Below are 26,275 nucleotides of genomic sequence, written 5' to 3' on the forward strand. Positions count from 1 at the left end.
CAATGAGCACAATTGCCAGAATGGAAACCGCACAACGCATGAGCAAAATCGTCATCCACAGCGATACAATATATCTCTGCGGCCAAGTCGCCGACAATAGCGACCAGGGTGCCGGCCCTCAGACCGAGAATATGCTCGCCAAGGTTGACGCCCTGCTGGCTCAGGCAGGAAGCGATAGGAAGCACCTGCTTTCTGCGACTATCTATCTGAAAGACATGAAAGATTTCCCTGCCATGAACGAGGTATGGGACAACTGGGTACCGGCAGGATATGCCCCGGCCAGGGCATGTGTGGAGGCGACCATGGCGAGGCCGGATTTACTAGTGGAAATATCGGTTATCGCTGCCAGAAAAACCGGCTGAACAGTATTGGCTACAAAGAGGCAAACACATCTGATAACGACCCCAATCATCTGGAGGGCAGTCTGGAATGGAACGCATCTTTAAATACGTGCTGATGATACTGATAAGTACTGTTGCAGCTATGCAGTTTTTTCAGGTCATCATGCGATATATCTTCGAGATACCAGTCATGGGCCTTGAAGAAATAGTCGTCTACCCCACCCTCTGGCTCTATTTCCTGGGCAGCGTCAACGCCTCCAGAGAAGATACGCAAATAAAGGCCAATGTCCTCGATGTTTTTCTGAAATCAGATAGATCACGGCTTCTCGTCCGGGTCATAGCCGACATGATGTCGCTTATTGTCTCCTGCTGGCTGACCTACTGGGCCTGGGATTACTTCAAATATGCCAACCGGGTCTGGAAAGAAAGCCCAACCCTCTATATCCCTACGATTTATGCGGAAGCTGCAATGTTTATCGGTCTGGTGCTCATGACCGGCTATACCGGCTTCTACCTTTTGAAGAATATAAGGGCATCGCTGCGACAGGCGTATCGCAGCAATCCTGATAACATCATCGCCGATCCTCAGCCTGAGCAAGGAGTGTGACGAATATGGATATTGTAACTATTTCCCTTATATCACTTGCCATTCTCATCGTAATGCTCAGCTTTGGCGTTCCCCTGCCATTTTGTTTCGGCGGCGCCCTGATGACCATGTGTTTCTTTGGCGGTGCCACCATGAAGGGCACCATGGTCTGGGGGTTCAATCAGCTCTCAAATCCGGTCCTGCTCTGCATCCCGCTCTTTGTCTTTGCCGGAACCATCATGAGTGAAAGCGGTATAGCCGCCAGTCTCTTGAAGTTCGTCAATATATTTGTCGGTCGGATACGTGGCGGTCTCGGTGTAGTCGCCTCCGTCAGCTGCGCAATTATCGGCGCCATCTCCGGCAGCGGCCTGACCGGTGTGGCGGCAACCGGCCCCCTGCTGATACCGGAGATGGCCGAAAAAGGTTATCCTCGCGGATATGCTACTGCTCTTGTAGCCAACTCCTCCATCCTCGGCCTCCTCATCCCGCCGAGTGTGACCATGATTATTTATGGCTGGGTTACCGACACCTCAATCCTCGCCTGCTTTCTGGCAACGCTCGGCCCGGGACTACTGATCACCGCACTCTTTTCCGTCGTGAATCTGGTCATGGCCAGGAACTTTCCCCTGATACTCGATCCTCCCAAAAATATGGCGGAAACGGTCAAGGAAGGAGTTACTCTTACCTCGCGGGCAATTCCGGCGCTGATCATGCCGACCATCATTCTTGGTGGAATCTACGGCGGTATCATGACGCCCACCGAGGCCGCAGCAGTGGCCGTCATATATGCCATCCCAGTTGGATTCATGATCTACAAGGGGCTCACCTGGAGTGTCTTTGTTGAAGCGGCGAAAAATTCTGCCACCGCCGTCGGTGCGATCATGGTCATGATCGTCTTCAGCCTGATGCTGAGCCAGATATTTGTCATGGAAGATGTACCGCAGGCATTGGTCCAAGGTGTCTTTACCATCACTCAGAACAAGATCATTCTCCTGATTCTCATTAATTTCCTGCTGTTCTTTGTGGGCATGATCGTCAATGACGTCACCTCGATCATCCTCATTGCCCCCTTGCTGCTGCCACTGATGGAGGCTATCGGCGTAAGCCCCGTTCAGTTTGCAGCCATCATGGGTGTCAATACCGCCATGGGCGGGGTAACGCCACCGTATGCCAGTATCCTCTACCTCGGCATGCGTATCGGCAAAGTAGAATTCTCGGAAGTTATCAAGCCGGCAATGATCCTGATTGCTTTCGGTTATGTGCCCGTCGTGTTCCTGACATCATTGTGGCCAGACCTGTCCCTCTTTATCCCGGGTCTTTTTGGCTATTAATCCATCAACAACGAAGGAGTGAGGTAATGAAAAAGACATTTGTATTCCGTGTAGGGCTCGCCTTGGCCTGTGCTGCACTACTGGCCACCTCCGTGCAGGCAAAAACATTGAAAATCTCGCATGTGCGTCCGCAGGATACGGCCATTGACAAGGATCTCCGCTGGTTCTCGGAAACACTGGCAAAGGCTTCTGACAGTAAAATTAAAACTAAAATCTACCCAGCCAGCGCCCTCGGTGATTACACCGTCGTTCAGGAAAGAGTCGGACTCGGTGCTGTGGATATGGCATGCCAGCCGCCTGCCTCCGCAGCTGACAAGCGGTTTCAGGTTGTCTACTTTCCCTATATGGTCAAGAGCTGGGAGCAGGCTCGACGGAACTATTCAGCAGGAGCACCGCTCCGTAATGTCGTGGCTGAACTGTACAACGAGCAAAACATCCATCTGCTTGCGGCATGGCCTGTTTACTTTGGCGGAATCGCATTGAACAGAGAGCCGGTAGAACCAGGCAATCCTGAGGCAGCAAAAGGCATCAAACTGCGTGTTCCACCAATGAAGACCTTTCAATTACTGGCTGACAAAACCGGCTACCTTGGAACACCACTGCCATTTTCTGAAGCCTTTACCGCAGTGCAGACCGGTGTTGTGGATGGCGTTATTGGCTCTGGCGCAGAAGGGTACTATTCGTCCTTCCGAGATGTGACCAAATATTACATCCCTTCGAATACTCATTTTGAAGTGTGGTATCTGATTATCAACAAAGAATTGTATGACGGCATGTCTCCTGAACAGCAAAAGGAGATCACCGACGTGGCCACCCAGTTTGAAGATCGGCGTTGGGATATGGCCAAGGCGGATCAGGCAGCCAATGAAAAGCAACTAGCTGATTATGGCGCGACGATCGTACCTGTTACTGATGAACAAATAGCAGCAACGGCTGCAAAAATAAAGAAGGAAGTATGGCCCCAGGTTCTGGAAGATGTTGGCGCAGAATGGGGTGAAAAAGTACTCGCAGCGATTAAAGAATAGTCCCCGCACAACCAGAAGAACCCGTTGGACTCACCAGCGGGTTCTCTGATGCCCCAAAGCACCAGTCTGCCCTTTGCACCTTCTTAGTTTTTTACCAGTTTATACTCTTTCACTTTCCTGTAGAGCGTGGCACGGGAAATTCCAAGCTGTTTTGCTGACTGGACCATATTCCAGTCAGTCTTCCCAAGTGTTGATACAATAGCCGTTCTTTCTATCTCCTGAAGTGTTCCGGAAACAGGGGCAATGTGCCGTGCGGTATCAACAGGAAGATCAAGATGCTCCGGAAGCAGCTGGTCATCCTCGCAGAGATGCAGAGCCCGCTGGATGGTGTTTTCAAGCTCCCTCACATTGCCAGGCCAACTGTAGCCATGAAGTTCGTCCAGGACCTCCCGGCTCAGACTGCAGCCAGGCCTGTTACGTTCAATGAAATACGCTGCCAGCAGCTCAATATCACCCGCCCCCCGCTCCCTTAAAGGCGGAATGTTGATCGGCAGGATATTGAGGCGATAGAAAAGATCGCGACGAAAACGGTTCTGGGCAACCGCCTCGGCAAGATTGACATGGGTCGAGGCGATAATGCGTACATTGATTCGCAGCAATGACCCGGAGCCCACTGGTTGAACCTCTCCGGTCTGAAGAACACGTAGCAGTTTCACCTGCATGTCGTGGGGCATGTCACCGATCTCATCGAGCAGAACCGTGCCGCCATTGGCGAGTTCAAACTTCCCGGGACGCCCACCCTTCAAGGCCCCGGTAAAGGCACCATCTACATAGCCAAACAGTTCGCTTTCCAGCAATTCGTTTGGAATCGCGCCACAATTGATGGGAATAAACGGCTGTTGGCAACGTTTACTAGCGTTATGTACGGCCTGGGCAAACAACTCCTTGCCGGTGCCGGTCTCACCAAGCAGCAGCACCGTGCTCGATGAGCCGGAAGCACGCCGTGCCATATCAACTGCATCGCGAAACTTTTCTGATTGACCGATCAGATGTTCAAAGGTGAAAAACGCCCGGTCGCCGGAGATCTTGTTGGCCAGTTTTTTGATATTGCCAAACTCCTCAAAAACAAGAACTGCCCCTAGCAACGCATTCTGCCTGGAAAATACCGGCTGAGCTGAATAGAAGAAGTGGATCCCCCGGCCATTATGTTTGAAATAGCACTCTCTGCCCTTCCATTCACCTGGATTCCTGGCAATATCGTCTAGGTCAAGCTGCAGCCCGGTTGCAGCTGAAAGCTGTTTTCCTGCAAGCTTTTCCTGGCCGAGAATCTCCTCGCCTTTCCTGTTGACCTTCCAGATACGAAACTCTTTATCAAAGGTGAGGAGACCTGTACCTGCGGCTTCGAGCACATTGTCAAGGAATCCTGTATATACAGACAGTTCTTGATTACGGCGCAGCAGTCTCATCTGTTCTTCAATGGAGCGAGCGGCAGAAGTAATCATGCTCAGTGTATGCGGATGCGTCAGACTGGTACTCCCGGAGATGACCAGGACGCCCTCCAGCGCCTTGTCATGACCAAAGATGGGAGCTGCGGAGCTGGTAAAGCCATGACCGCGTCGACAATAATGATCCGTGTCGTTCAGCTGAAAAGGGGCCTGTAATCGCAAACAGAGACTGATTGCCGAAGTCCCGACATCTTTTTCCTGCCAGCGATAGCCCGGTGCACAATTTCGCTCGGCAAAAATCGCCTGAATCCGTTCACTCCCATCAAGATGAAGGATATAGCCATCACGATCGACCAATGCGATCATAAAATCTTCGGGAGATAACAGAAGATAGAATTCCTTGATATGCGAAACAACAACATCATACAGCGTATTGTTGGAGTGTATCCGTTCTTTAAGTCCTTCCGGGGAGAGTTTTACCTGTGCTGTGTTTCGCTCTTCTGAACAAATGCCATACTCACGGGAGCGCATCTGAGATTCACGAATGAGTTCAACCATCTGCTCGCTCGTTGGAATGGCCCCCTTATCGCATACCACACTCATAGCAACACCCCTGAAAGAAAGTATCAAACACCACTAAATACTTATCATTGTGCCACTTTTTGAGCAATAAAAAAGAGTCGAAATAACTCAACAGACGAACGCCGATTTGCCCTGATCACGGATATACCTCCAAATGCAACAGAGCTTAATCTCGGAGCAGAACGGCGCCTTCATTACCTCTGACCAATCGTGTGTTCTGGACATCAAGATATTTTGCGTCGATAGAGGCTAGCCCATGCTCCAGTTCTTTTAACATCCGCTCTTTGTCTACCGGAAGTTGCCCGTCAAGGCGGATAGTGTTCGAAGGGTGTAAGCCGAAAAAACGGGTGTTCTTCAGTTGCAGATGCTTGAGGAAGAGTATCTCTTCCTCAAGGTTTTCTCGAAGTGTATTCTCTGCAAAGAGTCCCTGTTCGAGTTTTGCCGCCAGGACGCAATCCTCCTCCAGATGAAGCGTTGCAATAAAGATGAGATGCGGTTGGATCTCGTTGATTATCTCTGCGGATGCGATAGCATTTTCTCGATATTTCTGACGGCCGCCGGCACCAATGATGATATTAAGGCTAAAATCGAAACCGGCAGCCTGCAGACGCTGCAGCTGATGCTTCGCCTCATCAATGGTGAAGCCCTTATTGAGATCATGGACAACTTCAGAAAGGCCCGATTCCAGACCGATATTGAGATCATTTATCTTGCGGGCACGTAATGCTTTCAACTCATCATCCGTCTTAGCACCAATATTTTGTATGGATGCGTACATGGCGATGGTCTCGACCTCTGGCAGGATCACATTAATCTTGTCTGCAATCTCAGCCAGACGAGCACTACTGAGACAAAAAGGGTCACCGCTTACCAGAAAAACCCGTTTTACCTCTATACAATTTCGTCTCGCCTCCCGCAGATCACGCTCAATCTGCTCAATTGTTTCAGCCTGAAAACGAACATCACTGTACATGCTGCAAAATGCACAGCTGTTATGACTGCAACCCACCGTCACCTGTAGCAAAAGAGAATGTGCTTCAAAAGGCGGCCTGAAAACCGGGTGGGTGTATTTCATCGTGGCACCATCCTATTTCACACCTGATTCCGGCTGGCTACTCTGCCCCTGCCAAGTCTCGCGGTGTATACGCTCTGGTTTGCTTCTGTCGACTGCCTTAAACTCCCCTTCCGGCCATCCTATAGGAATCAGTGCAAAAGGATAGACATGTGCCGGAATGCCCAACAATTGGCGAAATCCTGCCATTCGCTCCTCCACCGGATATATGCCGGCCCAGACCGTTGCCAGGCCAAGGTCCCGCGCGGCCAGAAGCGCGTTTTGCGTGGCGGCGCTACAATCCTGTGGCCAGAAGTCTGGCCAAGGGGTGCCGGTGGGGTCGCCGCAAATCAGAAGAGCCACAGGAGACTGTAGCACCATCTTGCTGTAAGGATGGAAGGAAGGGATCTGGTCAAGTTTTTCCCGCTCAGAGAGAATGATAAAATGCCAGGGCTGCTGATTGCCGGCAGACGGAGCCAGCATTGCGGCCTCAATGATGGCCGCTACATGCTCTTCGGGAACCTGTTTATCCTGAAACTGGCGAATGCTTCTTCTGGTTTTGATCGCTTCTACGAGTTCCATATTTCACCTGTAGGTACAATTCAGGGGCGCACCACCTTCCTGTATAAGTACTTCGCAGTTAGTAGAACCACCCCCCTCTTTTCGTTCTCCGCCGCCGTCAGCGGACAAAATGCATCCAGACTTTGTCTTCTTTTTCCGGCGGCGCAATCACGCCCTTGCCGTTTTCAACCAATTTCATCAACCAGGCCATGTTTTTGCCAAGAGTCCGCATAATCTGCGCACCTTCCAGATCCTGTACCGCCTCTCCCGGTTTGGTTCCGTGGATGACATTCCAGTAGTTGGATGTCGGCATCAGCATCTCGGAATAACAGATGAAGTTGTTCAGTTGATTAAATGTCGGCAGACCACCGGAACGGCGGACCGCCACCACCGACGCTCCCACCTTATGCCGCATCATGGATCCATTGACGCCGCTCACGTAGAAAGCACGATCGAGAAACGATTTCATCGTTCCGGCAATAGCTGAATAGTGAACAGGTGAACCGACGAGGATGCCATCGGCATCTTTCATCAACTGTATCCACTCATTAACCGGATCATCGGTCTGAATACACTGCTCGTTCTGTTTTTTGGCACACTGCCCACAGGCCAGACAACCCCGGATAGCCTTGTTGCCGACGTGAAGAATTTCTGTTTCAATCCCTTCTTTTTCCAATTCGTCCGTCACCATCTTCAGTGCATGATAGGTATTGCCCTTCTTGTTGGGACTACCATTAAATGCTAATGCTTTCATAAGCTCGCCTCTGTCCTTTATTGAAGTTGATATTGGGTGTGATCTTTTCATTACAAAACTATTGTGCTACATTCACTCATACGACACCTTTAGTCAATAACGTACTTTTTAGGTACGTAGGAACTTCCAGGGTACCTATTTATTTTTTTGAAACCCTCCAGGGGGGATGGCAATGGAACAGAACACAGCAATAGATGACCTGATAGTGTATCGGGGCAAAGAGTACAAGTGCGGCATAGATGTCACCCTGGCCGTGGTCGGAGGAAAATGGAAGGCTTCCATTCTCTGGCATCTAGCACAGGAGACAATGCGCTTTTCTGAACTGCAGCGGCAGTTTTCCGACACCACACGAAAAATGTTGACTCAACAACTACGGGAACTGGAGGCCGATGGCCTGGTGCACCGCGAGGTCTATCCGCAGGTTCCGCCAAAGGTTGAATATTCTCTTACTGACAAGGGAAAAAGTATCTATCCTATTCTTGATATGATGTGTGACTGGGCGCGGGATCATTTGCGGGATTAGGAACCGGAAAAGACGAAGTTCTCTACTCCGCTTCCAAGCCTGCTCCGTATCATGGGCTACAAGAGGAAGATTGATACCCATGAAGTGCGTTCTCTATTGGCCTAATTGGTCAACGGTTTCTTTTGAGATTCCTGCATTGCAGTAACAAGTTTATAGGCAAGATAATATTTATAAATATTAGCGACATATTTGACAGTTTCCTGACCTGTTATGCGAGCCGCTGCATACTCGACATTATGAAACCAGATATTCGGATCTTGCCCTGACTTCTCGGCAAGACGGCGGAACTTCAGTAGATTACCAGGGCCGGCATTATAAGCCGCAAATGCCATAAGTGTTTGATTAGAAGGTGTAATGTCCTCATCGCTCAGATATTTGTCAGTCAAAAATCGCAGATATTTTGCCCCAGCTTCTATATTTTTGGCCGGATCTTTTTCAATCCCCTTAATGTTGATCACCGGGTCTGCCGCTGTTGATGGAAGTATCTGCATAATGCCGACAGCTCCCCTATGACTTCGGGCTTTCTGGTCCAGCATTGATTCCTGATAGCCCTGTGCCATCAGCATGAGATAATCAAAATTATATGTATTACCATGTAGTTTGAACAACTCTACGAGATTTTCAAACTTCTGCATCTCTTCTTTGGATGTCGGATTAAGGACTCTTTCAGGATTTTCGACATAGCGCTTAACCAGGATGTTGCCAAAAGTTGTTCCAACCTTATGCTCCTTCATAAAGCTGTTCAACATCTTTGAAAGTTGTGGGCTGTCTTTGCGTATAGCCCAGGCCAACTCTCCAGTATCATTGATATACAACGAATCATTGATCTTCATTTCAGTGTAAAGAGGTAGCCAGATCTGGGCCAAGTACCGATCAACGACTGTAGCTTGAATCAGGCCGGCATTGACCATCTCCAGCAGGTCTTCAGACTCCAGCGATTCATCAGCTGAAATGATTGTGGTGGGCTGTAAACCCATTTCTTTTAGACGCGTGTTAATGGCTGTCAGATGCTCAAAATAGCTACTTGAGGCTCTGATGGTGATCTCTTTGCCGGAAAGGTCGTCAATTTTCGATACAGGCGGATAATCTGGTACAGTAACCAGCACTTCCCTCACCCCACTGGCAAATGGCGATACGAAATCAACATCCTTTTGGCGATCTGCTGTAACGGTAAGACCACCCGCAGCAATGTCACCCTTACCAGCAACGAGATCTGGAAGCAGTTGATCACGTTTTACAGGGATAAAAAGTACCGCAAATGGTCTGGTCTTTACCTGAGACGGATATTTTTTATTAATCCATTTTTCCAGAGCTTTGCCGAAATCGTAATCGATGCCGTGCTGTTTGCCACGATCAACAGAGAAAAACGTTTTACTATAGGGTACGAGGATTCTGATATAATTACGTTTTCGAATGCCATCAAAATCACCTACCCAATTAGGAGGGATTGGCGCCACCAGTTTATCGATCTCAGCCTCTTGACTGGCTGTGAGTTGTTCAGGCGCAACATCGAGAGTTTTTATGCTGACATGCCCACCCTTCTCTACTGATATGTCATCAGAACCATAGAATAGAGGAGAATATTTAAAAACAAGTGAGCCAATTACGAGTAGAACAAACAACAAGAATACTATCCATTTGCTTTTTTTTTGCATATCAGTCGATGTCCTCTAAATCTCGTTGTTGCTGGCCCTCTGCTTCAGATAAAGGATAGGGGCCATCTGTAAAAAATAGCTCAATCTCAAGTCACGCTAATTATGTCAAAAAAAACAAAAAGCCGAACCACCTTTCCTCAAGGCAGCTCGGCTATCTGTTAAGACCCGTATCTTTCCGACCCAGCCTTTCAGCAGGTTTGGCTTTGTCTGTTGTCAGTTTTCTTAGAGCATTATTCGTATTTCATTATACTACAGGGTCAGAAAAAGAAACAAGCCTACAACATAGCACCGGCTGACAATACATGCTCACGCCGTTATAGCTATTAGGCGAATGCTTTTACAGTGAATAATTGTTGTGTTAGAACAATGATATAGACTTGCCAATCTTAACCATCTAAACGGTACGGAAATTGGATTGCTGAGATTTTTTCATATCTGCACGCTAGATTAAGGATTTTCAGTGATGAGTTGTTCAAATTGACTACGAGTAAATCACCTTGGCGAAACAAGAGAAAGATCTTTCTTGGCAAGCCTCAATTGCCTCCCCCCTTTTGGCTACCCGTCTTTCTGCCCCATAACAGCGAATATCTAAACAGAATAACGGCTGAAGTTCATTGAGCAGAGCTCCACGCCCGAGCTGTTCCCTCACCTATAAATAATAGCTTTAACTATCACTACAACTCCCATCAGCACCCATTGGCTAATAGTCTATGACGCTTATTTTTAATGAGTATGAGTAAATTGGAGTAGAGGAAGTAAAGACATGAACCAAAATGATTTCATTGACCGCTTGAACGGTGCCCTCTACGGGATGTTTATTGGTGACGCCCTGGCAATGCCGGTCCACTGGTACTATGACACCAATGCCCTGAAAAGAGATTATGGAATTGTTGAAAATTATGTGCAGCCACGAAATCCACATCCGGACTCCATTCTCTATCGCTCCGTATATACTGCCCGTTCAGCCAGGGCGGATATTCTACATGAGCAAAAGTGCTTCTGGGGTCAGAAAAACATACATTATCATCAGTTTCTGCAGGCCGGGGAGAATACGCTGAATCTCAAACTGGCCAAAGAATTGCTGAATCTGCTGCTTGAAAACGGCTCGTATTCCGCCGAGAACTGGCTCCAAAGGCTGGTGGAGTACATGACCACTCCTGGTTGCCATAACGACACGTATGTAGAAGAATATCTGAGACACTTTTTTCTCAGATACGGGAAAGGTGTGGAACTGAAGAAATGTGGTAGAACTGATGAAAAGCACATAGGAGGTTTTACCCAGATGCTGCCAGTGCTGCTAGTACTGGCCAGGGATCCTGAGCTTGCCATTGACACTGCTCTCAATCATCTTCCCCTGACCCACGGAGGAGAGAAGGTGCAGTATTGGGGATCGATTCTGGCAAGACTGCAACTTGCACTGGTATATGGGGATTCTCTTCATGAGGCAATGACATCATCTACAGATACACTTCCTGCAGAGCTGAAAGAAGATCGACTGAGGGCACTGGCAAACTATCCCGACCATATCGTGGTCGGCAGACATTTTTCATCTGCCTGCTATGTCGATCAAGCACTCCCGGCTACCCTGTACCTTGCCCTCAAGTATCAGAACCAACCTGAGCAAGGACTCATAGCCAACACAATGTGTGGTGGCGACAATGCTGGAAGAGGAGCAGTTTTAGGAGCGCTCCTGGGAGCGCAAAACGGGATGGATTGCTGGCCCGCCAGATGGGTTGAAGGTCTTCTCGATCCACCACCGCTGTTGAAATTTTCACAACTATTATAGGATATGACATGGAAAACTTAAAAGACTACTTTGAAAAAACACGGGGATTCGGGGTACTGGCAACTGCGGACAGCGAAGGAAAAGTCGATACTGCCATCTATTCGCGACCACATTTTCTGGAGGAAGGAACACTGACGTTCATCATGCGTGACCGTCTTACTCATCACAATGTGCAATCCAACCCCTACGCATCCTACCTCTTTGTCGAGGAAGGAGAGGGATACCGGGGCAGGAGACTGTTTTTGAAAAAGGTGAGGGAGGAAAATAACCCGGAACTTATTGAGAAAATTAAGCGCCGCAGGGTAGAGAAAGAGAGTGGCGAAGCTTCCTTTTTAGTATACTTCACGGTGGAAAAGGATCTTCCACTGTTAAGCGGCCAGTATTAACTGCCTCAGTATACATACTGTACAGGATGCAAGATAACCGGCCTTGACCAGAGACTGGATGGTTATGTGTTTTTTATTGCCACCAATACCTCAGCCAGATAGAGCTGACGCCGAGGTATTGGTGGCCATTGACTATAGTTACTGAGCAGTCCTACCTGATGAGTAGGAAAATACATTCGTACATGAGCTTAAATGTAATTTTGAGGTAACAATAGTGTCGCCTTACATATCAAGGGGTCCATGTTCCTTAGCTGCTGGTGTCCACTCATACTTCCTTTAAGCTGCCTTTATCTCAATAACTCTGGGTTTAGCCGCTTCCGCTTTTGGCAGATGCAGTTTCAGCACGCCATCACTCAGCTCCGCATTGACTTTTCCAACATCAATAGACTGGGGCACTGAGAAAACCCTCTGGTATTCGACCTCACCAAACTCCTCCCAGCCGGTGGCACCTGAAGTTTCCATCTTCCTGATGCCTGAAAGTTCAAGTCTGCCGTTATCAATGTTAATGGTAATCTCCTCTTTTTTTACCCCAGGCATGTCCGCATGCAGCAGGATTTCTTCGTCATTCTCATATATATCGACCAGGGGGGCGACAGTGGGGATCTTGATATTTCGCTCAGATATGGATTCCTGCCGTGTGGTAATATCTTTTCTTTCACTCATGACAATTCCTCCTTATATACAAATGTTATGATCGACATGTCAGCTGACGGTGATCTGCTTGGGTTTTGCGGCCTCAACCTTGGGCAGGATCATTTTTAATACACCATCTTTGAGCACTGCCTCCACCCGCTCTGAGTCAACATCCACTGGCAGCGTGAAGCTGCGGGTAAAGGTGCTGGAGCCCCGCTCAATTCTGTGGGCCTTGTATCCTTCTGGGCCATCTGATTTACGCGATCCGCTCAGTTCGAGATAGTTACCCTGGATGCGCACGTTCAGGTCTTCTTTTGCCACACCCGGTAGCTCTGCGACTACCTGCAGCTTGTCGCCGAGGTCATACATGTTTGTTTTTGGAGTTCCTCCGGAAACACGCCAACCTGCATCAGTGCCATAAGATCTGTCATAATCCGTGAACAACCTGTTCATCCTGGAGTGCAACAGATTCATAGCTCCAAACATACGGTCAATATCACTCACTCTTGTCCACATAATCTTTCCTCCTCTTAAAGGGTTTTCACTCTGAATCCCAGGGGAGATTCAGCCGCACGCATTGTTTGAAACTTAACTAAGCATTTACATTACGTTACGAACTTTTCCTTCGACTGTTCATGTCTATGACCCAGAAATTAATACTGCCTTTGCTCATGTCAATATTTGAAATTCATTTTTCATCATTTTTTCATTTCATTACTTTATCACATTTGTTGACATAGTAATAATCAGTTCATAATTTCCTATTACGGAGGCAAGAAAATGGAGACAAACCACCAGACATATAACGAAAAATCCAGGATCACTTTAAACGACCTGATTTGTAAACAGTCGGTCAGAGCGACCTTCAAGCTGCCAACAGAGCTTATAGAACTTCTCGGGGTGATCTCAGGCCAACTTGGGATCAAACAGAAATCCCTGCTGGATCAACTCACCCAAGACAGGGCTGAGCTGAAAAGGCTTGCTGAAAAGACCAAGGATACAAAGGGCGGCAAGGATGCGCTCAAGCAAAAGACCTTCGTTTTGAGCAGATCGACTCTCAATACTATCAACAGCATAGCAAAGCAGTATCACGTTCCACGGGATCTGATCGTGGAGGTTTCCATCAGACGTCTTGTGCCGTTGGTCGAGACTGAACTTCAGAAGCATCACCAGCGAAAGATCATTCGCAAGGATATGAGGGAGTACCTTCTTGCCGGAGAAAAATTGAAGCAGAAAACAAGAGAACTTCTCGGAACCGATGATGAAATTTTCACCATGATAGAAAAGCAGTTGACCCAGACTGAAAAGAAAATAGCAGAGATTGACGCTCTGATCGAAAGAGGTATGGCGATGGAGGATTGGTAACACGAAAGGTTCCCCGAAACTACGTTATTGCGAGGTGTGATTATGAACAGCAACCTTGTTATTCAAAATAAACTGAAGAACTTCCTGCATACAGTGGTCTTGCTTGCAGTCATGGCAGCAGTGACCGGGCTTGCCGCGTATATGGTAGCAGGGTGGGATGGGGTCTGGATGGCGTTATTGGTCACTGGTGTACCCCTCGTCATTTCAGGAACCATGGATACAGAGCGATTGCTCCGTACCAAAGGAGTCCGACCGCTCTCCCGCTTCACCAGCCCGAACCTTTACAGGGTGACGGAAGAGATCTCCAGACGGGCGGGACTTTCCAGGATCCCTCAACTCTTCTGCGAGCCTTCCAGAGCCATGAACGCCTATGCTACCGGTGACAGCGACAATCCGGTGATTGTCTTCACTGACACTTTGCTCAGAAATCTCGACCTGCGTGAGATCGCAGGTATAGTCGGGCACGAAATCGCTCATATAAAAAACAATGACCTCAAGGTTATAGCCCTGGCGGACAGGGTCCGAAGAATTACCGGCGTCATTTCTGCCTTTGGCCAGATAGTGCTGCTACTCACCATGCCGCTAGCTCTTACAGGGCAGGTTGAACTGCCCATGGTCCCTGTTCTCTTTATAATTTTCGCCCCGACGGTGGCTATGATACTGCAGATGGCCCTATCAAGGACACGGGAGTTTGAGGCAGATCTCGTAAGCTGTGAGCTTACCCGGGACCCTGCGGGGATGGCCCATGCGCTGTATAAGCTTGAGAAATATCATCGCAGTTATTTGCGCAATCTTATTTTCTCAGCCTGGACCTATATGGCCCCGTCATGGCTGCAGACCCATCCGCCGACAGCTCAGCGGATCAATAAAATAATGGAACTGAGGGGTGCGGATTCAGCAGATTGGCTTGGGAAACAGCCAAACCGCACTATGAGCTCACGCTCTCTGCATCGTCCTTTAACCATTCGACAGGTACATTGTTTCAATTGCTGAAACAAAATTTTTATGAAAAAATAGAGATGGCATCAAGAGACTGCTACACACTACTGGACATCAAAAGGAATGCTAATCCAAGGGAGGAAAAACGCCAGCGACCTGGCAAAAAGAGTAATTAAAGAGCAACAACAGATAGTTTGCGTACAGATTTGACTTATGGATATTTCTGAATAATTTCGGAGCGATTGTTATTTTTCAGGAGGATCTGCAATGCCAAAGAACTATTATATCATTTTAGGTATTCCATTCACTTCATCACAGGAAGACATCAAGGCAGCCTTTCGCAGGCTGGCAAAGGAATACCATCCCGACCACTACGGAGAAAATCAAACACCCTTTCAGGCGATTCATGAAGCGTACTCCGTTTTGAGTGATCCGGCCAGCCGAAGAACCTACGACAGTCACCTCCAGGACAGGGTCGAGGTACACAGACAACCGAAACCCGCCTATACCGAACCAGGTTCAGGCGAGAGCGTTGTTGAGCCGCTCATTCCCGAAGTAAATCGAGATGGTTATCCAAACAGGTTTCTGGATCGTTCAATCCATGGGTATAACAGTCTTTTTGACGGATTGTTCGACAGGTTGCTCTCTGGCTTTGAGGAAGACCGGCATCCAAGATTCACCCACAACAGTACCATCGAGGTGCAGCTAACCAGAGAACAGGCAAGACAGGGCGGCAATGTTCGGTTGAAGGTGCCCATGCAGATTCGCTGCCCGAGCTGCAACTGTTTTGGCCACAAGGGAGTGGCAGGTTGCTGGCGCTGTAATGGCACCGGATATCTGACAGGTGAAAAACAGTTGCTTATTAGTTTTCCGGCCGGGGTCGCGTCCGGTCATATTATCCAGCTTCCGGTTACGCGGGTCGATGATCGGGATCTACAGTTATCAGCAATAATAAAAATTTATGAAAGACGCTAACATCATGCCTGTTTACGAATATCGGTGACATCTCAAAGGGGGCGGATGATACACGGACGGATAAAGCTCGAAACAAACTGGCGATTCAAAGAAACGGGAACAGCCAGCCTGTTCTGTAACTTGCGACAGATCATCTGCAAGGAAACGAAAAAATAAGCGCCTCGTCCTCATAGCCTTTACATCAAAAGGAGTCTTTAGGTGATAAAGACTCCTTCTAGTTTTTTCATCAGAGGACGTGCCCTGCGATTGCAAGCCGTAAGCAACGCACAGCCGGACACCCTTTTTCCGGCTATGCGTTCATTTTCGTGAATTACTGAGTAATTCCAACCCTGATGCTCTCGGCGTACAATCGGCTTTCTATATAAAGTGAAAGGGAAGCTACAGCGCGATCACAAACCGGAAACGTCGGAATACCTCTTGCGAGTAATGCATCGCGAAATGGGTCATACAGTCTCCCCCCATCAACTACTGCAATAACGGGCACATCACTGTTGCTGACCACTTCAGAAAGCAGCGGTATAATCCCATTTTCGGCATCCATGGAAAATGCAGGGACCTCCGTCTCATCGAGGGTATGCATGGCCGGGGATAATGGGTCCAGACCAACGACAATTGCATCTACAGCGCCGTCCTGAATCAACACGCGAACAATCTCGGCGTGGGCTTCGTCATCTGCTGATGGATTAATGTCTAATGGGTTGGATATGGTGACAAGTTTATCCAAACGTTTCTCGGTAAGGACTTTTGCGACCTTGCTCACTGTTGCCGCGGAATAACTCGCCAACTGCATCTGAAAGTCATCTGATTGAATAGAGTCTGCCATGCCAACAGCTTCAAAGCCAGCGCCACTCATTGCGGCCAACCGGTTGCCCTTGATTTTCTTGGTGCTGATATTTTCTGCAAGAAGAAAGAGGTCCTGAAATTCGGTAAAGGATCTGGCGACAATGGCTCCGGCCTGGCGAATACAGCTCTCACAAACCATATAGTCTCCGGCAAGGGATGCCGTATGCCCACTGGTAGCAGTTTGGCCCTCAGGGGTACGACCGGCCTTATAGAAAAGAACCTCTTTACCCATAAGGACAGCTTCACGAACTGCTTTGGCGAATTCGAGACCATCGAGGTCGTTAAAGCCCTCTGCATAGACGGCAATAACATCAACCTCTTTGGAGTTTTTAAAGTATTTGACCATATCGCCCAGGGTAAGGTCGGTCTGGTTACCCATCGAGACGAGATAAGCAGGGGCCAATTCGGGACACTGACTGGAGCGATGAAGCATAAACGCCCCGCTCTGGCTCACAAGTGCTGCCCGGTGTGGCTTCAGCTCTCTGTTTTTGGGTAATTTCTCCTCAGGAATAAACCAGGTGTCGTATTTGCCCGGATGCGAAATGACGCCCATACAGTTGGCGCCTAAAAATACCGGACCACCGCCTTCTGTGCCGTGCACTGCATTTATTTTAGCTATTACCTGTTCTGCTCGCTCTTTGCTCTCTTCGTTCTCCCCCATGCCACCCGGGATTAACATGACACTATTGGCACAATCGAGATCGACTATTTCATCGACAAGAGCAGGAACCTGTTCTGCGCCAATTGCCACCACAAAGAGATCAAGTTTTTCCGGCAGGGATGTAAGATCAGGTACACACTTGACGCCATCAATTTCATCGGCTCCAGGCTTGATTACCACGATATTGTCCTTGCTGTACCCTTCGGCTAGAATGTTATCGAGGATGATACGGCCAAAGTTCTTACGCTTGGTTGAAGCCCCTATCAGACCTATGGTTTTAGGATGGAGCAAATTATCTATCTTGGCAACGGGCCTTGTATTGTCAACTCTCTGGGGCAGTGAAAACTTGCACATGCCATCCAGTGGCACCATCAGGAAATCCGTAAAGGCGTAAGGATTAATCTCCATTTCTTCAATCACAAATTCCGCAGCAGGATTTGTCACAGAATAGGTGCGACCCATCTCAATAAAGGAACTGAAACATTCAATGAGTTGCTCATCCGTTACGATACGTCTCTGTCCACGAGTCAGGCCGGCAAGTTTTCTATAGGAAATTGTTTTACGGAACAGTTCAAAAAAGTGTTCACCATCGATAAGTTCACATGAGGCTGCAACAATGGCCTGTCCTTTACGAAATCGTTTCGCATAGAGCTCGGTATCGGTACCGCCCAGCCCGGCACTGATAATCATGCCGAATTCGCGAGTGTTTCGTAGACCCACAATAAGCTCATTGCCAAAGGCCCCGGAGTCAGGCGGCATAAACTGCACCATAAGCACGCCTTGAAGATCTCTGCTTATTGCAGCTATCAGGACCTCCCCGGTTAATCCCCGGTACACCTCCGGCATGCCGTCAGGGTTGGCTTGACACCAGGCAGCATAATTCTCAGGAACCTCATAAAGCATTCTGCGCATGGAAGATCGTATTTTATTTGGATCTTTCTCGACAACCCGAACTCCTTTCACTTCCGTTTTATGAATGATTGTCGGAGAAACAATTTTTAAAACAACTTTCTCACCGGGAAGTGCAAGTAGCTCCTCCTCTGAAGGCCTGGCTCCTCTCGGGATAAGGATAGACTTTGGTGGTGTTTCTGCACCCGACCTGGCAAGAAGATTGTACACCTCATACTCAAAGAGGAAGTTACGGTTCTCCTGCTGAGCTGTACGGAATAGCTCCGTAATATCATCAAAATTTATCTGAGTAGTGATTTTTGGATTCATGGCTTTGTCTTGGTCAAGGAGGCTGGGGAAGAAAACGTATGAATCAGTCATAGGGATTCACCATAGTAGCTCACCCTATGACTGATGGACTTACAGAAGAAACAAGGTCATTACACCAGCTTCTTTCCAGCATTAAAGGCAGCATAATTCGCTGTCCAGATTGCAGGCTTTGGACTGACATTCTTCAGCGCCTTCAGCCACAGTTCTTCAGGGAAATCGCCAAAAGGAGCGAGCTTGCTCAGGGCACCCATCATAACGACATTCGCACTTCTCCCGCTCGCATCTCCAAGGGCCAGTGCCTCAGCAAGAACATCGACTTCAACAATTTTATACCCTGCAAGAACATCTTTGATTTCCTGATCCGTAGGATATTGATCTTCATCTACCCCGTATGGAAACACTCTGGTACTGGCCATAAGCACGGTTCCACCCGGTTTCAGCATATCAAGAAAACCCTGGCGCAAGATCTCACTTTTCTCCATGGTTACCAGGCAATCTGCAGTCCCTGGTAAAAGAACCGGCGAACATACTTTACCACAACTAAAGGTCGATATAACAGGTCCACCCATCTGCGCCATCCCATGGGTCTCCCCTTTTACGACATTGGTTTCACCATAGCCGGCTAGAAAGGCCATTTGCGTGAGCACCTTGCCAAAGAACAGGTTCCCCTGGCCGCCGACACCTCGAATTGCCACTGCTATTTTCTCAGGAAGCGATAAACCTGCAAAATTTGGCAGCTCTATCCCTTCGGGTGCCACCGGAAGCGCAGGTCGTGCATTTACAGAAGCACCCTCCTGCTTTGCAATTGGAGAGATCGCCCCTTTCGGGCACATCTGCCCACAGGCAGCAGCCTGACTCAGGCAACCGGAGCAGTTGTTGTTAAAGTGTGGAGCCCCTTCTTTATCAAGTAAAATGCCGGGACAAATCTGGCACATGCCGCATTTCACGCAAAGTTCACGGTCAACTTGCATCTTTGTCCCGTGGGCGGATTTTGGCATTTTCCGGATACAAACGCCTGTGATGACAACAGTGACAAATTCACCTTCTGCGGCAGCAGTCAAACCATCTTTAAGGACCTGCTCAACTCCCTTTTTATCATAACCATCCGCAACAAGCACCCTGGCACCATGTGCCGCAAGCGATGCCTGCAAATCGAAACTATTCTTTTGGCCGGCGAGGTTTACAGGAGAGGTTGGTCCAGGCTGGCCGCCAGTCATGGCAGTCCAGCTGTTATCGAGAATAACCTTTACCCCTGGGACCTGGCGGAAAAGAGCGTTTCTTGTCGCGTCCAGGCCACTATGGGTTTCCGTTCCGTCACCAAGAAGACTGAGAACTTTCGATGCTTTTTCAGGATTTGCCAGGACATAGCCGGAACGGTTTGCTTCAGAAGCACCCATGCAGAGATTGGTATCAACCGCATCCATAAAATAGAGCAATGTATTGCAGCCAATATCACCAAATACGCTCTCCAGCTTGCCTCTCTTTTTCATCTTACGAACTATTTCCCCAAATAACCTATAGGGGCAACCAGGGCAAATCATGGGCGGACGCATAAGCGGCTGGACCGACGGAGTTTCCATCTGTTCAATGCTATATCCCACTCTTGCCGCAATTTCTGCAGGGCTCCACTCTGTAAGCGTTTCAGTCTCGCTCTTTCCTTCGACGTGCATCCCCTGGCGCAGCATTTCATCCTGCAGGTAACGATAGCCGTCTTCAATGACATAGAGTGTACCATCGATGGACTCATAAAACTCGCGAATGAGTTTCATGGGCAGAGGATAGGTGAACCCTAAAGAAAGTATATCAATATTCTCTCCAAGAGATTGCTTTACTTCACGAACCATGAGATCGCTTACGCCGTAGGTCACGACCCCAACTTTCCCCGCCCCTCTGTCCCATCTATTCAGGGTACTTTTCTCGACAATCTCCAGGAGTTTTGGAAGACGTTCAGTAACAACGCGGTCGTAATTTTTCCGGGCGACACCGGGGAGGGTGTTGAACGTTTTGAGCGGGACTGTAAGCTCTACCTTCTCACGCTTTTTTATCGGCGAGAGACGAACAAGGCCTTCACTGTGGCAGAGAGTCCCACTTGCCATGATCACAACAGGGCTATTACATTCACGACCCAGATCAGCTGCGATCTCGGGTGCATCATGAAATTCCTGATGGTTTCGCGGCTCTAAAATGGGTGTAAAGCAGCTTTTAATGAACGGACGTGGATCTACCAGATGCTGGGTAGAGCTCGGAGTATAGTCGGAAGCTATATAGTATATCAATGCACCACGATCATCGTTGAAAAATGCACTGCTGGCGAAGGGGTCACCCGCTTGAAACAAGCCTGGAATTTTCATGGTGACCACACAATCATTGCCACCAAGGGAATGACCATGGCCCATGGCAACAGCAGCAGCCTCATTCACGGACCAGCCAACGGTGATCATATCCTGAACCTGAGACAACCCCTTATCGATCACTTCAGTGCTGGGAGTTCCAGGGTAGCCGTCGACAGCGTGGATTCCATATCGTACGCAACCGGCTGCAAATGCGATGTTTCCCTGAAGGACGGTCGGGGTGCCGGTTTCCTGTGTGCAAAGGTCTTTAATCGGATTCATGTGTGTTTCCTTTTACCAGTTCTCTTGCTCTGCAAGGATATTGTATATCGAGGTTTCATGCTCAACCAGAGGACTTCGGCCCTGCTCATCCGCTGACTCATCTCGTAAAGTGTTTACACTTTCCATAAGGTTTAGTAAATTTATGTTATATTCACCTATGGGTAAGGAAATCTAATGCAACATGATCTTAACCGGCTCCAAATTTTCTATCATATCTTCCGGCGCCTCAGCATTACCGTGGCTGCTGCAGAACTGGGCATCACTCCTTCGGCAGTCAGCCAACAGCTGAAGAAACTGGAGCAGGAGACGAAGATGGTGCTGTTCACCCGCCTGCACAAACAACTGGTGCCAACAGCTGAAGGCAATCGTCTCTTCGCACTGATCGAACCAATCCTCAAAGATCTCAATGCAGGTCTTACAGTAATGGCAGAGGAGCGCAGTGAACCAAACGGGCTGTTGCGAATCGGCGCACCCATGGAGTTTGGCTCCATCTACCTGCCATATGTCTTTTCGACCTTCCGGGCAAAGTATGACAAGGTTTCCTTTAGCCTTGAACTGGGCCGGCCATCAACCCTGTTAGCCAAGGTGAACTCAGGGGAACTGGATTTTGCTTTTGTCGATACCTTTCCTACTAAAGATCAACACTATAGTGATTTTGGCAGTTTCAGCGTTCAGCCCATCATTGACGAACAGGTTGTGCTTGCCTGTTCCAAATCCTTTTTTGATACCCACTTCAAAAAAGAGCCTACATACGACGACCTGGTAACCTCCCCATTTATCTCCCAGGAAGAAGATGGCAGGGCTCTCTACAACTGGTTCCTCCATCATTTTGGCAAAAAACCGACACGATTGAATATCGTTCTCACAATTGCTCATCATCAGACAGTCGTTTCAGGCATCAGACATCATATCGGCCTCGGTATCATCGTAAACCATCTTGTATGGGACGATATTCAATCAGGAAAAATCGTTATAATACGGGATGGAGAACTACAAGCCGTCAACAGGATCTCTGTCGTCCAACTGCAGGATAAGATCCCAACACTCACCGAGCGAACCTTCCTCAGACACTTCGAATCTGTTTCCAGAAAGAGCAAGGCGCTCAAACGGCTTAGCCTGAGTTTGAAATGATCTGCCGGAACTAACGTAGCTGCTATCCAACAGCATAATCTGCATGTTCATATTACCTTGAATTTCATTCAAATTTTCGCACAATATCGATTTTCTACTGTTCGAGCAGTCACTTCAGAGGTAGGATAGTTGAAATGGTTGCATAGTAAAGATGGCCGGCAAAATTATGGCTGTAATATCTGATGTATCTGTTGCCGGCATGTCACTCATCCTTGTTGCACAGGAGGAAATTCCGAGACAATGGCAGACAACAAACGTTTCAAGGGAAAATACGTCACTGCGGATGAAGCAATAGCAACCATTAAAAATGGCAGTCGAATTTTTATCGGTTCTGGCTGCGGCGAACCTCAGCACCTCATTCATACTCTGGCCAACAACCACAACCTGAACGATATCATGATATTCCAGGTGTTGGCTCACACTCTTGCCGATTACCTGAACAGCGAAACCTTTCTCCAGCGCTTTTCCGTAAAACTCTTTTTTGTACCTATAAAAATGCAGCAGGCGGCATTCGAAGGTAAGGTTGATTACATTCCAACCTACCTTTCCCAGCTGCCACATTTATTTAGAAATAACCAGATTGTCATCGATACTGTACTCATCCAGATAAGTCCCCCGGACGCTTTTGGTATCGCCAGCCTTGGTGTCTCGGTTGATGTGACCCTGGAGGCAGTAAAAAATGCCAAAACGGTCATTGCTCAAATCAATCCCAGGATGCCGCGAACCCATGGTGACGGTTTTCTTCATATCGATGAAATCGATTATCTGATTCCCCATGAAGAGGAGTTGATCTGTATAGATCATGAGAGCGTCGAGGAGCCAATCGCCAGGAGGATCGCACAATACGTGAAAGAACTGGTTGATGATGGTAGCACCCTGCAGGTTGGGTACGGACATATGCCCTATGCCCTGCTACGCTATTTTGATAACAAAAATGACCTCGGCATCCATACTCACATGATTTCAGATGCGTTCATTCCTCTTATCGAAGATGGCATCATTAACAATAAACGTAAAAATTTTATGATTGGCCGTGCCGTGGCCACCTTCTGCATGGGCTCGCGGATTGCGTATGATTATATAGACAACAATATCCAATTCTATTTTGGTACAGCAGACTGGGTAAATACACCTGCCATCATTGGGAAAAATGATAACTTCATCTCGATTAGTTCCGCCCTGGAAGTTGATCTGACAGGCCAGGTATGCTCAGATTCTGTTGGTAAGCAATTTTTCAGCGGCACCGGTGATCAGGCGAACTTCATCAGAGGAGCGACCCTATCAAAAGGAGGCTTGTCCATCATTGCTCTCCCCTCAACCGCAAAGGGCGGGAAGGTTTCACGGATTGTCGCGACCCTCAGTGCCGGTGCCGGAGTCGCCACACTGAGGGCGGATGTCAATTTTGTCGTTACGGAGTTTGGTATAGCACAGCTCAAAGGGAAAAGTATCAGTCAACGAGTAATAGAACTGTGCCAGATAGCTCATCCGGATTTCAGGGAAAGCCTGATTGAAGCGGCCAAAGAACATCATTACATCTTCACCGATCAATTACCCCCTCGAGCCGAAGATCTCATGTTCATCGAGGAGTACAAAAGCCGCATAAAGCTGCAAAATGGCAAGACCATGGCTGTACGCCCGTTACTGCCTTCCGATGAAATCGCTTACCGCAATTTCTTCTATTCACTACAGAAAGAAACGATTTTTTTACGTTTCTTCCATACTGTCACCATCTTCTCCAGAAAAATGGCCCAGGCACATTGGGCAAATATGGACTATCGAAAAAACATATCGTTGATCGGCACGGTCCAGAACAAGGGGAATAAAGAGATTATTGCGATAGGTACCTACGCGGAAAAAGATGACAAATGGGCGGAGGTCGCATTTGTGGTCAGGGAAGACTTTCAGCACATGGGTATTTCCGCGTATATTTTCAAGGAGCTTGAAAAAATTGCCGCGGCAAATGGTTTTGAGGGATTCTTTGCCTCCATACTACCTGAGAACAGGGCTATGCTCAACCTGTGCAAGAAATGCTTTTCCGATGTTCAGATAAAAAGAACTGCAGACGAAACGGAAATATGGATGAAGTTTTCTCCGGAAATTTCATCATAATAGACTCGTAAAAAGTTCAATCGGCTTCATGGAAGATCTGAGATGACGATTTGACAATACATTTGGTACAGCAAAAGACATTCAGAGAGAGCCTGCGATTGTCAGGGCTCGATCTGTTGCGAGCCCTGACGTACGATTTCAATTACCAATCACCTCATGCAGCTGCGGCATGTTTGCCTGCAAGACGTCCAAAAGTCCCAGCTCGTCCAACGCTGATAGCAATGATAGGAAATGGATAATCATTGGCCCCGCCAAAAAAATCACCAGATGCGTTACCGGCGGCATACAAGCCTGGAATGACCTCACCTTCCGTATCAAGCACCTGCATGTTGCTATTAATGTTGAGTCCGCCAAGCACCACTGAAACACACGCAAGCCGGGGAATTCCGTAGAAAGGAGCTTTTTTGATAAAGGTTAAATCAATCGCATCCTTACCAAAATCTTCATCCATTCCTTTCTTGACCAGTTCGTTATACCTGGCAACGGTCTCTTTGAGGTTACTCGGTGGTAGTCCCAGGCGACTCGCAAGTTCCTCAATTGTATCAGCCTGAATGATCGTTCCAGCTTTCAGAGCCTGTTCAAATTCTCCAGGCCTTCCTACCATTTGAATCCGTGGAGGAAATTGCTTCAGGTTGTCTTCCCAATCTGCGTCAAGAATATGGTAGTAATAACCGTCACCTTGATCCCCACCGGTCTGATTTGCCATAAGAAAGAATGGCATATCTTCATTGCAGAATCGCTCACCTTTATGATTAACTGAAAGCCAGGGGGCGCCTTTCGAGGGTGCATCACCTTTACCGGTATCAAGGCTTGAATGCACATGAGCCATTTTGGTATGTGGGCCTTGTTCAATACCGGCACCTATCCACAACCCCATTACATGACCGTCTCCGGTGTTGTATCGAGGCTGATAGTAATTCTGCAGGCCAACAGCGGAGGGACAGTATTTAGCAACCATATCGGGGTTGTTGCTGTAGTCTCCAGTACAGAGGATCACACCTTTTCTGGCATTGAATTGTTTGTATTGGCCAGTTTTTTCAGATTTGGCTATTACACCGGTAACACGGCCATTTTCTTTCCTGACAAGCTGAACAGCAGGAGTGTAAAACCGGAACTCGACACCTTTTTGTATCGCTTTTCTGGCAACCTGATTGATAACCTTCATCATTCCGCCTTTCCACGTATGTCCGGTTGAATAGGCGTTGAACCAACTTTTCCCCCCTGTATTCCCAGTGGGAGAGCCTGCCTTGTCCAGAAATTTCCCCGGATTACCCTGCTCTGTAGTAATCTTATTGATCCAGTCGAAGGTTTCTCCACTATGATCAGCCCATTTCTTGAGGAGCTGATATTTCGGCTTATTTAAACTCTGGTACTGAAACTCATTGATAGCGCCCATCTTATCGACATGACATTTTTTTTCTAACTGCAACTTGCTGTCGATAGCACCAAAAGTAGTTCCATGGCACATTACTACCGGTCCTTTTTGCAGGACAATAGTCCTGGCACCTGCTTCCTGTGCAGAAAGTGCGGCTATAACGCCTGAAACACCAGCTCCGACAACAACAACGTCAGTAGTTACAGTCTCTGTAATCTTGGACGCTGGAATTGGCTCTGGAGCTGTTTCAAAAGCATACTGCCCTTCACATGCTGATGACTGCTGCTGTTTCCCTTCCCCTTGAGATGCATCACCGCCAACCAAACCAGTGGAAGCAGCACAACCTGCAGAAGCAACACCAAGTGCGGCAACCGCACTTGTTTTTAAAAACTTTCTTCTCGCTATATCAATAACTTCTTTACCCTTAATATCCATATTAGCCTCAGAA

At 48.1% G+C, this 26,275-nt stretch carries 22 protein-coding genes and 1 riboswitch; of the genes, 12 read left to right on the forward strand and 10 right to left on the reverse strand.

Annotated features, from left to right (window positions below; translation table 11 throughout):
• Positions 1 to 2 precede the first annotated feature (2 nt).
• The 4 genes from BUF15_RS02910 to dctP all read left to right on the forward strand — a co-directional run bounded on the left by BUF15_RS02910 (position 3) and on the right by dctP (position 3,283).
• Positions 3 to 362, forward strand: a complete 360-nt coding sequence (locus BUF15_RS02910; RefSeq protein ID WP_073611957.1) for a RidA family protein — start codon at positions 3 to 5, stop codon at positions 360 to 362.
• A 67-nt stretch (positions 363 to 429) separates the two neighbouring features.
• Entirely contained in the window at positions 430 to 948 is a 519-nt protein-coding gene (locus BUF15_RS02915) for a TRAP transporter small permease (protein ID WP_073611958.1), read from the forward strand.
• Between the two features lie 5 nt (positions 949 to 953).
• Positions 954 to 2,258, forward strand: a complete 1,305-nt coding sequence (locus BUF15_RS02920) for a TRAP transporter large permease (RefSeq protein WP_200802314.1) — start codon at positions 954 to 956, stop codon at positions 2,256 to 2,258.
• Positions 2,259 to 2,284: 26 nt separating this feature from the next.
• Entirely contained in the window at positions 2,285 to 3,283 is a 999-nt protein-coding gene (dctP, locus tag BUF15_RS02925; protein ID WP_073611959.1) for a TRAP transporter substrate-binding protein DctP, read from the forward strand.
• 83 nt (positions 3,284 to 3,366) lie between these two features.
• Here the strand turns inward: dctP and BUF15_RS02930 are convergent, their stop codons facing one another.
• The 4 genes from BUF15_RS02930 to BUF15_RS02945 form a co-directional block, all read right to left on the reverse strand.
• Positions 3,367 to 5,271: a sigma-54-dependent Fis family transcriptional regulator gene (locus tag BUF15_RS02930; RefSeq protein WP_073611960.1), complete on the reverse strand. Its 1,905-nt coding sequence runs from the start codon at positions 5,269 to 5,271 to the stop codon at positions 3,367 to 3,369.
• 145 nt (positions 5,272 to 5,416) lie between these two features.
• On the reverse strand, positions 5,417 to 6,325 hold the full coding sequence (locus BUF15_RS02935) for a radical SAM protein (RefSeq protein WP_073611961.1): 909 nt from the start codon (positions 6,323 to 6,325) through the stop codon (positions 5,417 to 5,419).
• A 12-nt stretch (positions 6,326 to 6,337) separates the two neighbouring features.
• A complete protein-coding gene (locus BUF15_RS02940) occupies positions 6,338 to 6,883 on the reverse strand; it encodes a nitroreductase family protein (RefSeq protein WP_073611962.1) in 546 nt (181 codons plus the stop codon).
• Between the two features lie 97 nt (positions 6,884 to 6,980).
• Positions 6,981 to 7,616 carry a flavodoxin family protein gene (locus BUF15_RS02945; RefSeq protein ID WP_073611963.1) on the reverse strand — a complete coding sequence of 212 codons (636 nt, stop codon included), beginning with the start codon at positions 7,614 to 7,616 and terminating at the stop codon, positions 6,981 to 6,983.
• Between the two features lie 172 nt (positions 7,617 to 7,788).
• On the opposite strand from BUF15_RS02945, the gene BUF15_RS02950 reads away from it, so the two are divergent.
• The gene (locus BUF15_RS02950) at positions 7,789 to 8,139 is read left to right on the forward strand and encodes a winged helix-turn-helix transcriptional regulator (protein WP_073611964.1); all 351 of its coding nucleotides are present in this window, start codon (positions 7,789 to 7,791) and stop codon (positions 8,137 to 8,139) included.
• 101 nt (positions 8,140 to 8,240) lie between these two features.
• On the opposite strand, the gene BUF15_RS02955 is transcribed toward BUF15_RS02950, so the two are convergent.
• Positions 8,241 to 9,794 carry an MltF family protein gene (locus tag BUF15_RS02955; RefSeq protein WP_084553410.1) on the reverse strand — a complete coding sequence of 518 codons (1,554 nt, stop codon included), beginning with the start codon at positions 9,792 to 9,794 and terminating at the stop codon, positions 8,241 to 8,243.
• Between the two features lie 138 nt (positions 9,795 to 9,932).
• A riboswitch (cyclic di-GMP riboswitch) is annotated at positions 9,933 to 10,006 on the reverse strand.
• A 551-nt stretch (positions 10,007 to 10,557) separates the two neighbouring features.
• On the opposite strand from BUF15_RS02955, the gene BUF15_RS02960 reads away from it, so the two are divergent.
• Positions 10,558 to 11,580, forward strand: coding sequence for an ADP-ribosylglycohydrolase family protein (locus BUF15_RS02960; protein ID WP_073611965.1), 1,023 nt, complete (start codon positions 10,558 to 10,560; stop codon positions 11,578 to 11,580).
• 8 nt (positions 11,581 to 11,588) lie between these two features.
• The gene (locus BUF15_RS02965) at positions 11,589 to 11,966 is read left to right on the forward strand and encodes a pyridoxamine 5'-phosphate oxidase family protein (RefSeq protein WP_073611966.1); all 378 of its coding nucleotides are present in this window, start codon (positions 11,589 to 11,591) and stop codon (positions 11,964 to 11,966) included.
• A 276-nt stretch (positions 11,967 to 12,242) separates the two neighbouring features.
• Here BUF15_RS02965 and BUF15_RS02970 read toward each other — a convergent pair whose 3' ends face one another.
• Positions 12,243 to 12,629, reverse strand: coding sequence for an Hsp20/alpha crystallin family protein (locus tag BUF15_RS02970; protein WP_073611967.1), 387 nt, complete (start codon positions 12,627 to 12,629; stop codon positions 12,243 to 12,245).
• 39 nt (positions 12,630 to 12,668) lie between these two features.
• Complete coding sequence (locus BUF15_RS02975) at positions 12,669 to 13,115, reverse strand: Hsp20/alpha crystallin family protein (protein ID WP_073611968.1); 447 nt, start codon at positions 13,113 to 13,115, stop codon at positions 12,669 to 12,671.
• A gap of 264 nt (positions 13,116 to 13,379) precedes the next feature.
• Here BUF15_RS02975 and BUF15_RS02980 point away from each other — a divergent pair, with 264 nt between their 5' ends.
• The 3 genes from BUF15_RS02980 to BUF15_RS02990 all read left to right on the forward strand — a co-directional run bounded on the left by BUF15_RS02980 (position 13,380) and on the right by BUF15_RS02990 (position 15,878).
• A complete protein-coding gene (locus BUF15_RS02980; protein WP_073611969.1) occupies positions 13,380 to 13,964 on the forward strand; it encodes a hypothetical protein in 585 nt (194 codons plus the stop codon).
• Between the two features lie 42 nt (positions 13,965 to 14,006).
• Positions 14,007 to 14,957, forward strand: coding sequence for a zinc metalloprotease HtpX (locus BUF15_RS02985; RefSeq protein ID WP_073611970.1), 951 nt, complete (start codon positions 14,007 to 14,009; stop codon positions 14,955 to 14,957).
• Between the two features lie 213 nt (positions 14,958 to 15,170).
• Entirely contained in the window at positions 15,171 to 15,878 is a 708-nt protein-coding gene (locus BUF15_RS02990; RefSeq protein WP_073611971.1) for a DnaJ domain-containing protein, read from the forward strand.
• A 310-nt stretch (positions 15,879 to 16,188) separates the two neighbouring features.
• Here the strand turns inward: BUF15_RS02990 and BUF15_RS02995 are convergent, their stop codons facing one another.
• Both BUF15_RS02995 and BUF15_RS03000 read right to left on the reverse strand, forming a co-directional pair.
• Complete coding sequence (locus BUF15_RS02995) at positions 16,189 to 18,600, reverse strand: acetate--CoA ligase family protein (protein WP_073612072.1); 2,412 nt, start codon at positions 18,598 to 18,600, stop codon at positions 16,189 to 16,191.
• Between the two features lie 110 nt (positions 18,601 to 18,710).
• On the reverse strand, positions 18,711 to 21,212 hold the full coding sequence (locus tag BUF15_RS03000; protein WP_073611972.1) for a 2-oxoacid:acceptor oxidoreductase family protein: 2,502 nt from the start codon (positions 21,210 to 21,212) through the stop codon (positions 18,711 to 18,713).
• Between the two features lie 174 nt (positions 21,213 to 21,386).
• Between BUF15_RS03000 and BUF15_RS03005 the strand changes: the two genes are divergently transcribed.
• Together BUF15_RS03005 and BUF15_RS03010 are read left to right on the forward strand one after the other, a co-directional pair.
• Positions 21,387 to 22,343: a LysR family transcriptional regulator gene (locus BUF15_RS03005; RefSeq protein WP_073611973.1), complete on the forward strand. Its 957-nt coding sequence runs from the start codon at positions 21,387 to 21,389 to the stop codon at positions 22,341 to 22,343.
• A 240-nt stretch (positions 22,344 to 22,583) separates the two neighbouring features.
• A complete protein-coding gene (locus BUF15_RS03010; RefSeq protein WP_073611974.1) occupies positions 22,584 to 24,452 on the forward strand; it encodes a bifunctional acetyl-CoA hydrolase/transferase family protein/GNAT family N-acetyltransferase in 1,869 nt (622 codons plus the stop codon).
• A 154-nt stretch (positions 24,453 to 24,606) separates the two neighbouring features.
• Here the strand turns inward: BUF15_RS03010 and BUF15_RS03015 are convergent, their stop codons facing one another.
• Complete coding sequence (locus BUF15_RS03015; protein ID WP_073611975.1) at positions 24,607 to 26,262, reverse strand: FAD-dependent oxidoreductase; 1,656 nt, start codon at positions 26,260 to 26,262, stop codon at positions 24,607 to 24,609.
• Positions 26,263 to 26,275 lie beyond the last annotated feature (13 nt).

It is taken from the genome of Desulfopila aestuarii DSM 18488, assembly GCF_900143695.1.
Taxonomy (GTDB): Bacteria; Desulfobacterota; Desulfobulbia; order Desulfobulbales; family Desulfocapsaceae; genus Desulfopila; species Desulfopila aestuarii.